Raw genomic sequence first — 12043 nt, forward strand, 5'->3', positions numbered from 1 at the left:
GTTCAAAAATAAAACATACCATATAATGTCAAACAAATCAACGATTCATTACACTTTGACGGATGAAGCTCCTATGCTGGCTACACATTCGTTTTTACCTATAGTACAAGCTTTTACACAATCAGCTAACATTGATATTCAAATTCGTGATATCTCGTTGGCAGGTCGTATTTTAGCAAACTTTCCTGAGTTTTTAAACGAAGAACAACGTGTAGCTGATGCTCTTACCGAACTAGGGCAACTAGCCACTACGCCTGAAGCTAACATCATCAAATTACCTAATATTTCTGCTTCTATCGTTCAATTAAAAGAAGCCATTACCGAGTTACAAGCTCATGGTTTTGCAGTTCCTAATTACCCAGAAGAACCACAAACCGAAGAAGAAAAAAACATCAAAACTAAATATGCTAAAGTATTAGGTTCTGCAGTTAACCCTGTTTTACGTGAAGGAAACTCGGACCGACGTGCTCCTAAAGCGGTTAAAAACTACGCAAAAGCGAATCCGCACCGTATGGGCGTTTGGGCATCCGATAGCAAAACTTCGGTAGCACACATGAATGCTGGCGATTTTTATGGTACTGAAACTTCTACTACGGTAGCTAACGACGGTAAATTCCGTATTGTTTTCAATGGTGCTGATGGTTCTTCAAAAGTTTTAAAGGATTTTTCACCTTTAAAAGCAGGAGAAGTTATCGACTCTTCGGTAATGAATCTTTCAGCGTTAAAAGCTTTTGTTAAGGAAGCTATCGCAGAAGCTAAAGAGAAAAACGTATTGTTATCAGCGCACTTAAAAGCGACGATGATGAAAGTGTCTGACCCAATTATTTTTGGAGCTATTGTAGAAACTTTCTTTGCTGATGTATTTACGACCTATGCTACTACTTTTAAATCGTTAGATATTAACCCAAACAATGGTTTACAAGATTTATACGCTAAAATTGCAGGTCACGCGCAAGAAGCTGAAATCAAATCGGCTTTAGATAAGGCTTTAGCAAATGGTCCTCGCGTGGCTATGGTGAATTCTGACAAAGGGATTACGAATTTCCACGTTTCTTCTGATGTTATTGTAGATGCTTCTATGGCAGCATTAGCGCGTAGTGGTGGTAAAATGTGGAACAAGGAAGGGAAAGAAGAAGATACCGTTTGTATTATCCCAGACCGTACTTATGCAGGTTTTTACCAAGCGGTGGTAGATGACATGATTGCTAACGGTGCTTTAGACCCTAAAACGATGGGAACAGTTCCTAACGTAGGTTTAATGGCTCAAAAAGCTGAGGAATACGGTTCGCACGACAAAACTTTCCAAATCGATGCTAACGGAACTGTAAATGTAGAAGATGAAAACGGAACGGTTTTATTAACTCAAACAGTTCAAACTGGTGACATTTTCAGAATGTGTCAAACCAAAGATGCGCCTATTCAAGACTGGGTTAAATTAGCAGTTACTAGAGCGCGTTTATCTGACACTCCTGCTATTTTCTGGTTAGACAAAGGACGTGCACACGATAGTCAAATGATTCAAAAAGTAGAGAAATATTTACAAAATCACGACACTACCGGTCTTGACATTCGTATTATGGATGTAAAAGATGCTATGACTGAAACACTAAGAAGAATCCGTGAAGGTAAAGATACGATTTCAGTTTCTGGTAACGTATTACGTGACTATTTAACTGATTTATTCCCTATTTTAGAATTAGGAACTTCTGCTAAAATGTTATCTATCGTTCCATTAATGAATGGTGGTGGTTTATTTGAAACAGGTGCGGGAGGTTCAGCGCCAAAACACGTGGAGCAATTTGTAGAAGAAGGCTATTTGCGTTGGGATTCTTTAGGAGAATTCTTAGCATTACAAGCTTCTTTAGAGCATTTAGCACAAACACAAAACAATACTAAAGCACAAGTTTTAGCAGACACTTTAGATGAAGCCAACGCTTTATTCTTAGCAAATGACAAATCACCAGCGCGTAAAGTGGGTGAAATTGACAACAGAGGGTCTCACTTCTATTTAGCTTTATACTGGGCACAAGCATTAGCAAAACAAACAAAAGATACCGATTTGCAAGCTACTTTTGCGCCTATCGCTGAAGAAATGACCACTAATGAAGCTAAAATTGACGCTGAGTTAATTGCTGCACAAGGAAAAGCACAAGAAATCAAAGGATATTACCAACCTTCGTTTGAATTGACCGACAAGGCCATGCGTCCAAGTGATACTTTGAATAGCATTTTAGCCAAATTAAATTAATATAGAGCGACCTTCGGGTCGCTTTTTTTTGAATGTAATTACAAATTCTATTTTCAAAAACTTGAGAAATATTTTTCTCAAAAACAGTAAAGACTCTAAAACCAATAAACCTTCTCTAAAAAGTATTTTTATGTAGTGATTTTTCTACAGCTTAAATTCTCTTTTGGCAAGATTATTGAAAACTAATAGATTCAAAAAAAAATAGCATATATCAACCCATGAAAAAAGTAACTTTTCTTATTTTAGCCTCTAGCGCTTTACTCTTAACGAACTGCAAAAAAAATGAAGCAGGTGTTGTAAATTCTCAGGAAACAACGTCCACTACCGATTTTACAGGCATGTATAATGGCACGACACCTTGTGCTGATTGTCCAGGTATTTACACTACTATTACATTTAAAAAAGACGGTAAAGTAGCCAAAAGTACTTTGTATCTAGATAGTGATGACACCTCTATAACGGAATATGGAACGTGGACGAAAAATGACAACATTATTGAAGTTTCGGTAACAAATGCGCCTAAAGAATATTACGCAATAAAAACCGACAAAACCCTTGTAATGCTAGATGCTGACAAAAAAGAAGTAACGGGTGAACTTGCCAAACACTACATTTTTGAAAAAGAAACCAGCTATACCGCTAAAACGCTAAACGGAAGCTATCAAACGAGTCTGGAAGGCAAAGGTTACAACCAAATTTTAGAGTTAAAAGCCGATAATGATAGCATTTACAACGTAAAAATTTCTTTTACAGGCGCTACAAAAGGCTGTACTTTTGAAGGCAAAGGGCAATTAGTTAATAATCAAATCGATGTTGATTTAAAGAAAGTTGACAAAAACCTAAAAGCTACCATGACGATTCAATTCAAAGATGATGCTAAAATTGCTGAGGTTTTCACTTCAAAATTTGACGAGCGTTTTGACTTAATGTATTTCTGTGGCGGAGGCGCCAGTTTAGCAGGTGATTATCAAAAAAAATAGTTTGAAAACCCCAAAAGCCTTTATAAAAGTTTTTGGGGTTTTAAATTACCTTGACCACATGTTCCTCACAATCCATTCTAATCTCATGATTAGCTAAGGATTTAAACAACAAATTACAATAATGCCCTTGACCATTTTGGCTATAAAACTGACAACTAAAACACATTCTGTTGACAGAAATAACATCCATCTGTGTCAATTGAAAAAGAATTTTTGAAAGCAGTTCCCAAACTTCTTGTTTAGAAGTTTCATTTACAAATTGTAAAGCATACTGTAGCGAACGCGTAAATAATTCCGTTTCTTGAACTATAGCAATACCTTCAGCGGTGAGCTGCATAGCATAACTGCGTGCATCCGTACTATTTTCAATTTTAACAACCAGTTCTTTTTGAAATAACATTTTTACAGCATCACTAATGGTAGGCTTAGTCACCTGAAACTCCTTAGCCAAATAACTCACCGTGGTATATTCTGCTTTGTGATAATTCATAAAGAGTAACAACTGAATTTGAATAGGACTTAATCCAAATTTCTTAGACTGCTCCCAAATCAAATTCCGATGAACAGACACAAGTTTATCTAAACCTGCAATGATCTTTCCATCGATACTCAAATTCTGATTATTTAAATTAAAAATGCTTTTCATAACAAAAAAGTAAGTCAAGGATTTGCCTTGACTTACAAATGTAGTAATCCTAATTTAATTTTTTAACGCCTCTATCGATGCACCAAAATTAATGTGCAACACAGCGCCTGATGGCATCACTAAAGCGGGTACCGATTTTACCCCTTCGGCTTCGGCTTTACCCACTAATTCTTTTTGTTCACCTAAATGGATTACCTCAACACTCCCCTCAGGCAACGCCTCCACAATTTCTTTTTCTGCTGACACACATACAGAACATCCAGCATGATAAAACTTAGCTTTTTCCATAACCTATTTGTTTTAATGATTTTAAAGAAACAAATATAGTTAGGATTCCTAATTAATAAAATTATTTTAACTTAAATTTAAAATTAAAAATGTAACATAGAAAGAAAACCAACGTCTTATTACCATCTATCCATACAATATGAAAGCAGCTGTATGCACTCGTTTTGGCGCACCCGAAGTAATTACTCTACAAGAAGTCGCTAAACCTTCTATTAAAACTAACGAATACCTCATTAAAGTAAAGGCTAGCGCCGTTAACTCGGCAGATGTGCGTATGCGAGGTGTAAAAGTGAAAGGCATGATGAAATTTATTATGCATTTGTTTCTCGGATTTACAAAACCACGCAATCCTATATTCGGCGTAGTATTTTCTGGAATAATTGATGAAGCAGGAACAAAAACCTCAAATTTTAAACCAGGAGATCGTGTATTTGGAATGACAGGAATGAAATTTGGCGCACATGCCGAATATTTAAAAGTTTCTGAAAGCACAAAAATGGTAAAAATGCCCTCAAATGCAACCTTCGAAGAAGCCACGGCATTGCTTTTTGGCGGTACCACCTCTATTTATTTTTTGGAAAAAGCTGGTATAAAAAAACAAAAAAATATTGAACTCCTAATCTATGGAGCGTCTGGAGCTGTTGGTACCTCAGCGGTACAACTGGCTAACTATTATGGTGCAAATGTTACAGCAGTATGCAGCCTAAAAAACATAGACTGGATAAAGAATTTGGGAGCACACGAAACAATCGCATACGACCAAACCCCCATTGAAAACCTTTCTTCAAAATACGACATTGTTTTTGATGCAGTAGGCAAAGTAAAACCCAATATTCTCAAAAAATTAGTTAAACCTACTGGAAAATTTATAACTGTTGAAGGTTTAGATGTGGCTCGAGTAACTACTGAACAACTTGAGCTATTAAAAACATTGTTTGAAAAAGAGGAATTAAAACCAGTCATTGACAAGACCTTCCCACTTGATAAAATTATCGAAGCCCATCAATACGTAGATCAAGGACATAAACGCGGTAATGTCATAATAAACATTTAATTTTACAAAGCAATTTAAATAGTATCAAAATGCCAAACAAACTCTATTTGTTTTTTACAATTTTTCTAACTAACATCTTGTTTAGCCAAGAAAAATACACGATCAGTGGAACTGTATCTGATCTTAAAACTAACGAAACACTCATTGGGGTTACTTTAAAAATTGAAGAAAAAAATCAATTTTTAACCACTAATGAATATGGTTTTTATTCAATTACGTTACCCAAAGGGAGTTACACCCTGACAACCAGCTATATTGGGTACACTTCAAAAGAAGAAAAAATTGATTTAACGGAAAACAAGAAAGTAAATCTTAAACTTTCTGAAACAAACAAAACCCTCGAAGAAGTGGTAATTACGGATAATAAAACCAAAGCCAATATCCGTAAACCTGAAATGAGCGTAAACAAGCTTTCTATTGCACAAATCAAACAGATGCCTGTTGTATTAGGAGAAGTCGATGTAATTAAATCCTTACTTTTTTTACCTGGAGTAACTAATGCTGGGGAAGGACAATCAGGATTCAATGTGCGTGGTGGTGGTGCCGATCAGAATTTAGTTTTACTTGACGAAGCTACTGTTTATAATTCATCGCATGTTTTTGGGTTTTTCTCAGTTTTTAACCCAGATGCTATCAAAGATTTAAAATTATATAAAGGAGGGATACCCGCGAAATATGGTGGTCGAGCGTCATCAGTATTAGACATTTACCAAAAAGATGGGAATAGTAATAAATTCTCTGCTAATGGAGGAATTGGTTTGATCTCTAGTCGTCTTTTGGCAGAAGGACCAATCGTTAAAGAAAAAGGTTCATTTTTAATTGGGGGGCGTGCGTCTTATGCACATTTATTTTTAAAATTTACAGATAATAAAAATACAGCCTATTTTTATGATTTAAATGCCAAAATGAATTATAAAATTAATAAAAACAACACTTTATTTCTTTCAGGATATTTTGGTAGAGATACTTTTGCCTTAAACCAATCTTTTTCGAACACTTATGGAAATACTACCGCGAACCTACGTTGGAATCATTTGTATTCTGACAAGTTATTTTCCAACTTATCTTTAATATACAGTGATTATTACTACGGTTTAACGCTTGATTTTGTAGGCTTTGATTGGGAATCAGGAATAAAAAACTACAACCTAAAATATGATTTCAAACATTATTTATCGGATAATTTCAAATTAAATTATGGTGTTAATGCTGTTTATAACAGTTTTAACCCAGGCGTAATTAAGCCGATTGGAAATAAATCGCAAATAAACTATAATGAATTAGATAAAAAATATGCTTTTGAACCCGCACTTTATATAGATGCTGAACAAAAAATAGGTTCTAAAATAGGGGTATCTTATGGTTTCCGCTACAGTCAATTTTACAGATTAGGAGCCTCTACCATTAATTATTATCAAAATGACCAACCCGTTTTTTATGATGAAAAACTAAAAATTTACGAAAAGGCGACACCAATTGCTTCAACTTATTTTGGAGCCAATCAAAAAATAGCTAGTTATGACTTTATAGAACCGCGTTTCTCACTCGCTTATGAACTAGCGAACAATCAATCGGCGAAATTAAGTTACAACCGCATGGTACAATATTTACAGTTAGTTTCTAACACAGCATCGCCTACCCCTCTAGATGTTTGGACTCCCAGTGACAACTATTTGAAACCTCAAATTGCCGATCAAGTAGCCTTAGGGTATTTTAATAATTTTAAAGACGACACTTACACACTAGAAGTAGAAACTTATTATAAGAACATTCAAAATCGAATGGATTATATTGATGGTGCTAATTTAGTAGCGAATAATGCTATTGAACAAGTCGTTTTGAACGGACGTATGCGTTCGTATGGACTAGAGCTAATGCTCCGAAAAAACAAGGGTGATTTTACCGGCTGGATTGCTTATACATTATCTAAATCAGAACAACAAACACCAGGCAGAACACCTACTGAAATAGGTATTAATAATGGCAACTGGTACCGTTCTGCTTATGACAAAACTCATAATTTAGTGCTTACGGGAGGATACAAATTGAATGAAAAATGGAGTTTTGGAGCTAACTTCACGTTACAATCGGGACAACCCGTAACCTACCCTAGTGGTAAATATGTATTTTACCCTAATGGTGATACAAGCTTACCAGGCTTAACCGTTCCTGTATACAATTCGAGAAATGAAAACCGTCTACCAGCCTATCATCATTTAGATGTTTCGGCTACATTGACCCCTAGAAAAAACAATAAAAGAAAATGGAAAACCGAATGGGTTTTTAGTATCTACAATTTATACAGCCGAAAAAATGCAACCACCATCAATTTCAGACAAAATGAAGAAACAGGTGTCAATGAAGCTGTTAAACTATCTATTTTCGGAATTGTCCCTTCTGTTTCGTATAATTTTAAATTTTAATTCCAATGAAACTATTTTTCAAATACCTATATTTACTTGGTCTCCTCACAATGACATTTGGTTGCGAGGAAGTCGTTGATATCCCGCTAGAAAACACTAATCCTAAACTAGTTATTGATGCTAACTTAACTTGGCAAAAAGGAACCACAGGGGCACAACAAACTATCAAATTAAGTATTACTAATGACTTTTATACCAATGAAATAAAAATAGCATCTGGAGCAATAGTTACAGTAACTGATAACGACAATACTCTTTTCACTTTTAACCAAAAACCTAATACCCCCGATTATGTTTGCACAAACTTTACTCCTGCCATCAATAAAGAATACACTTTAAAGGTCGTTTATGAAGGACAAACCTACACTTCTAGCAGCAAACTTTTAAGCTCACCTGCCTTTGAACCAGAGGTAAAGCAAAGCTTAGTGCCTGGATTTGGTGCAAAAGAAATCATAAAACTCCAATTATTTTTCAAAGACAATGCTTTAGAGGAAAATTATTACTTGCTAAGTGCTAAGAATCCGAAATTATTTATTCAAGAATTCTTATCCCTTGAAGATCGATTTACTCAAGGAAATATTATGGAAGCAGCTTATTTTAATGAAAAAACACAAAAAGATGATAATTTCAAATTTAGCTTGCAAGCGGTAAATAAAACCCATTTTAATTACATAAAAAAATTACTTTCTATTTCGGGACAAAACTCGGGAGGTCCGTTTTCTACACCACCAGCCACTTTAAGAGGTAATATAATAAATCAAACCGATAGCGAAAATTACCCTTTTGGTTTCTTCAGTGTTAGTGAGATTGATTATAAAGAATACACCGTTAAATAATAAAAATAAGAAATGGAGACTACAAATCTCCATTTCTTATACTCACCAAAATTTTTCCCAATACCTCTTTCTCAATTTTGTGTTTCCCTTCAAACATTACATTTTTAAAGTCTAAGGCTTCCATTTCCTTTCGAAGAATTCCTTGCGTTTCTGAAGTAAAAAACGGATCCTGATTGCCCAACACAAAATACTTTTGAACCCCTTTGGTCATCTCTCTAAAATCTGAAACCAATTCTTTTGGAAAATCACTTCCCCAAACAATCAATGCTTGTAATTGTTCTGGAAAAGCATGTGCAAAACGTATGGCTGTGGCTCCTCCTTGCGAAAATCCTAATAAAACAACTTTTTCAAAACCTTTATCTATGATAAAATTTTCAAAAACTTCACGCAAGTAATTCAAATTATCCGAAATGTCTTCCTCACGCATTTCCTTAGTCATCCAAGAAGCCCCTACATTTCCTGAAAACCCTTCTACATAAAAACGGCTTAAGGCTTCAGGTGCTACCCAATATACTTCGGGGATTGTTATCATTTTTTCTAAAAAACGTGCACTCAACTGACCGTAACCATGCAATACGACTACGGCTGTTTTTGCAAGGCTATCGCCTGCTGTAATAACTCTTGCCTTTTTAGTTACAGATAATAAATTTTCTTTCATAAATAAATTTGAAACAACAAACCTACCAAATTATCCCGCAAACTTATTATTTTTACTCCAAAAAAATGTCTTCACATCATATCGTCCGAGACGACCAAGAACCTGCTTTAATCATTGCTAATGGCGCCGAATGTTCCAAGGAATTATTAGGACAAATCTTAGAATGGTCACCTTTTATCATTGTTCTCGATTCTGCTATGGAACGCGTCATAGAATTAGGCATAAAAGTAGATGTCCTTTTAGGTGATTTTGACCGTGGTTTTGACCCAACATATTACAAGGAACAACAATATCCGCTTGAAATTGTTCATACCCCTGACCAAGAGAAAACCGATTTAGAAAAGGCTTTTGATTATCTGATTGAAAAAGGGCACAAAGCCGTTAATGTCATTTGGGCTACTGGAAAAAGGAGTGACCATACTTTAACGAACATTACAAATATCGTCCGATATAAAAATCAACTAAAAATTGTTATTATTGACGACCATTCTAAAATTTATCTTTTACCCCAAAAATTTGAAAAATGGTATACGAAAGACAGTATTATTTCGCTAATTCCAATAGGAAAAGTAGAAGGCATCACTGCTAAAAACTTATTTTATCCGTTACAAAATGACGAACTTACCCTAGGTTATAGAACCGGCAGCAGTAATCATGTTATCGAGGATGGTTTAGTTACTATTTCACACCAAAAAGGCGATTTACTCCTTATTGAAGCCTTTGATTGACCTTTATTTTTACGTATAAATCACGATATTTGTTGTTTGAAGATTCAAAGTAACAAAAATTTTGGGTTTATCAATTAAAAACCCTTATTGCTAAGTCCCTTTTCCTAAAAAAACAGCTATGAAATTCCAAGTTGTATCTAATTTTGCCCCGATGGGCGACCAACCCCAAGCCATACAAAAATTGGCTGAAGGTATCCAAAATGGCGAAAAATACCAAACCTTACTTGGAGTTACAGGCTCTGGAAAAACGTTTACTGTCGCAAATGTGGTGCAAGAAGTACAGCGTCCTACATTAGTTTTAGCACACAATAAAACGCTAGCGGCACAATTATATTCTGAATTCAAGCAATTCTTCCCAAACAATTCGGTTCAATATTTCGTTTCTTATTACGATTATTACCAACCCGAAGCGTATATTCCTGTTACGGGAACTTATATCGAAAAAGATTTATCCATCAATGATGAACTTGAAAAACTGCGTTTAAGCACCACTTCTGCCCTACTTTCTGGGAGAAGAGATATTTTAGTTGTCGCATCTGTTTCTTGTTTGTATGGTATTGGGAACCCAGTAGAATTTCAAAAAAATGTGGTTTCTATTGAACGAGACCAAACCATAGCCCGAACAAAACTTTTACATCGTTTGGTACAAAGTTTATATGCTCGTACCGAAGCCGATTTTACCCCTGGAACTTTTCGTATTAAAGGAGATACCGTAGAGGTTTTTCCGAGTTATGCAGATGAACCGTTTCGTATTCACTTCTTTGGGGATGAAATTGAAGAAATTGAAGCCTTTGATGCCAAAACTTCTAAAGTGATTGAGCGTTACGAAAAGCTAAACATTTATCCAGCCAATATGTTTGTGACTTCCCCAGATGTGTTGCAAAATGCTATTTGGGCGATACAGCAAGATTTAGTCAAACAAGTAGATTATTTCAAAGAAATTGGCAAGCATTTAGAAGCCAAACGTTTAGAAGAGCGTACTAATTTTGACTTAGAAATGATTCGTGAATTGGGCTATTGTTCAGGAATTGAAAACTATTCCCGTTATTTAGATGGTCGCGAAGCAGGAACTCGTCCTTTCTGTTTGTTAGATTATTTTCCTGACGATTTTTTAATGGTGATTGATGAAAGCCATGTAACGGTTTCGCAAGTTCATGCCATGTATGGTGGCGACCGTAGCCGTAAGGAAAACTTAGTGGAATACGGATTTCGATTGCCTGCCGCTATGGACAACCGACCTTTGAAATTTGAAGAGTTTGAAGCGCTACAAAACCAAGTCATTTATGTCTCTGCTACCCCAGCCGATTATGAATTACAAAAATCAGAAGGTGTGTATGTAGAACAAGTCATTCGCCCCACTGGTTTATTAGATCCTATTATTGAAATTCGTCCAAGTGCCAACCAAATTGACGATTTGATTGAAGAAATTCATCAACGTTGCGAAGTAGACGAGCGTGTTCTGGTTACCACTTTAACCAAACGTATGGCGGAAGAATTAGCAAAATACTTGACTAAAGTATCCATTCGTTGTCGTTATATACATTCTGATGTGGATACCTTAGAACGGGTAGAAATCATGCAAGATTTACGCAAAGGTCTTTACGATGTGTTAATTGGAGTTAATTTACTTAGAGAAGGTTTAGATTTACCCGAGGTTTCTTTAGTAGCAATTTTAGATGCTGATAAAGAGGGATTCTTACGTAGCCATCGTTCACTAACACAAACCGTGGGCCGTGCCGCTCGTAACATTAACGGAAAAGCCATTATGTATGCCGATAAAATAACCGCATCCATGCAACGCACCCTTGATGAAACCGCTTATCGTCGAGAAAAGCAAACTAACTTTAACACCCGAAATAATTTAGTCCCAAAAGCCTTAAACAAAGCTATTGAAAACCATTTGGGCAAAGCAACCCCAACAAATTACACGCAAGAAATCATCAATAAAAAAGCAGCTGAAGCCGAAACCGAATACTTATCGAAACCTGAAATTGAAAAACGCATCCGCGAAAAACGAAAAGCGATGGAGAAAGCTGCTAAAGATTTAGATTTTATGCAAGCAGCTCAATTGCGTGATGAAATCAAAGTACTACAGGAAAAGATGTAGTAACTTTTTTTAGTGGTAGTTACCTAGAACTATTTTTATAATAAAAGGCTCAGATTATGAAATCCAAGCCTTAAT

General features: G+C 35.6%; 10 protein-coding genes. 7 read left to right on the top strand and 3 right to left on the bottom strand.

Annotated elements, in window-relative coordinates; translation table 11 throughout:
• Nucleotides 1–25: 25 nt before the first annotated feature.
• Together ACQY29_RS14165 and ACQY29_RS14170 are read left to right on the top strand one after the other, a co-directional pair.
• Nucleotides 26–2248: an NADP-dependent isocitrate dehydrogenase gene (locus ACQY29_RS14165; RefSeq protein ID WP_428225823.1), complete on the top strand. Its 2223-nt coding sequence runs from the start codon at nt 26–28 to the stop codon at nt 2246–2248.
• A 218-nt stretch (nt 2249–2466) separates the two neighbouring features.
• Nucleotides 2467–3228, top strand: a complete 762-nt coding sequence (locus ACQY29_RS14170; RefSeq protein WP_428225824.1) for a copper resistance protein NlpE — start codon at nt 2467–2469, stop codon at nt 3226–3228.
• Nucleotides 3229–3268: 40 nt separating this feature from the next.
• Here the strand turns inward: ACQY29_RS14170 and ACQY29_RS14175 are convergent, their stop codons facing one another.
• On the bottom strand, nt 3269–3874 hold the full coding sequence (locus ACQY29_RS14175) for a MarR family winged helix-turn-helix transcriptional regulator (protein ID WP_428225825.1): 606 nt from the start codon (nt 3872–3874) through the stop codon (nt 3269–3271).
• Between the two features lie 54 nt (nt 3875–3928).
• Entirely contained in the window at nt 3929–4162 is a 234-nt protein-coding gene (locus tag ACQY29_RS14180) for a thioredoxin family protein (RefSeq protein WP_428225826.1), read from the bottom strand.
• Between the two features lie 139 nt (nt 4163–4301).
• On the opposite strand from ACQY29_RS14180, the gene ACQY29_RS14185 reads away from it, so the two are divergent.
• The 3 genes from ACQY29_RS14185 to ACQY29_RS14195 are packed head-to-tail and all read left to right on the top strand — an operon-like array spanning nt 4302 to nt 8475.
• Nucleotides 4302–5216: an NAD(P)-dependent alcohol dehydrogenase gene (locus tag ACQY29_RS14185; RefSeq protein ID WP_428225827.1), complete on the top strand. Its 915-nt coding sequence runs from the start codon at nt 4302–4304 to the stop codon at nt 5214–5216.
• 29 nt (nt 5217–5245) lie between these two features.
• Complete coding sequence (locus ACQY29_RS14190; protein WP_428225828.1) at nt 5246–7639, top strand: TonB-dependent receptor; 2394 nt, start codon at nt 5246–5248, stop codon at nt 7637–7639.
• A gap of 5 nt (nt 7640–7644) precedes the next feature.
• The gene (locus tag ACQY29_RS14195; protein ID WP_428225829.1) at nt 7645–8475 is read left to right on the top strand and encodes a DUF4249 family protein; all 831 of its coding nucleotides are present in this window, start codon (nt 7645–7647) and stop codon (nt 8473–8475) included.
• Nucleotides 8476–8494: 19 nt separating this feature from the next.
• Here ACQY29_RS14195 and ACQY29_RS14200 read toward each other — a convergent pair whose 3' ends face one another.
• Entirely contained in the window at nt 8495–9133 is a 639-nt protein-coding gene (locus ACQY29_RS14200; protein WP_428225830.1) for an alpha/beta hydrolase, read from the bottom strand.
• A 65-nt stretch (nt 9134–9198) separates the two neighbouring features.
• On the opposite strand from ACQY29_RS14200, the gene ACQY29_RS14205 reads away from it, so the two are divergent.
• A complete protein-coding gene (locus ACQY29_RS14205) occupies nt 9199–9861 on the top strand; it encodes a thiamine diphosphokinase (protein ID WP_428225831.1) in 663 nt (220 codons plus the stop codon).
• 118 nt (nt 9862–9979) lie between these two features.
• Entirely contained in the window at nt 9980–11968 is a 1989-nt protein-coding gene (gene uvrB, locus ACQY29_RS14210) for an excinuclease ABC subunit UvrB (protein ID WP_428225832.1), read from the top strand.
• The last annotated feature ends 75 nt before the right edge of the window (nt 11969–12043 follow it).

The sequence above is a fragment of the Flavobacterium sp. genome, from assembly GCF_965262375.1.
Lineage (GTDB): Bacteria > Bacteroidota > Bacteroidia > Flavobacteriales > Flavobacteriaceae > Flavobacterium.

Bases quoted from the DNA above. Each gene is read 5' to 3' on its own strand.
- ACQY29_RS14205 (WP_428225831.1), top strand. From the start codon at position 9,199: ATGTCTTCACATCATATCGTCCGAGACGACCAAGAACCTGCTTTAATC.
- ACQY29_RS14175 (WP_428225825.1), bottom strand. From the start codon at position 3,874: ATGAAAAGCATTTTTAATTTAAATAATCAGAATTTGAGTATCGATGGA.
- ACQY29_RS14200 (WP_428225830.1), bottom strand. From the start codon at position 9,133: ATGAAAGAAAATTTATTATCTGTAACTAAAAAGGCAAGAGTTATTACA.
- ACQY29_RS14190 (WP_428225828.1), top strand. From the start codon at position 5,246: ATGCCAAACAAACTCTATTTGTTTTTTACAATTTTTCTAACTAACATC.
- ACQY29_RS14165 (WP_428225823.1), top strand. From the start codon at position 26: ATGTCAAACAAATCAACGATTCATTACACTTTGACGGATGAAGCTCCT.
- ACQY29_RS14195 (WP_428225829.1), top strand. From the start codon at position 7,645: ATGAAACTATTTTTCAAATACCTATATTTACTTGGTCTCCTCACAATG.
- uvrB (WP_428225832.1), top strand. From the start codon at position 9,980: ATGAAATTCCAAGTTGTATCTAATTTTGCCCCGATGGGCGACCAACCC.
- ACQY29_RS14180 (WP_428225826.1), bottom strand. From the start codon at position 4,162: ATGGAAAAAGCTAAGTTTTATCATGCTGGATGTTCTGTATGTGTGTCA.
- ACQY29_RS14170 (WP_428225824.1), top strand. From the start codon at position 2,467: ATGAAAAAAGTAACTTTTCTTATTTTAGCCTCTAGCGCTTTACTCTTA.
- ACQY29_RS14185 (WP_428225827.1), top strand. From the start codon at position 4,302: ATGAAAGCAGCTGTATGCACTCGTTTTGGCGCACCCGAAGTAATTACT.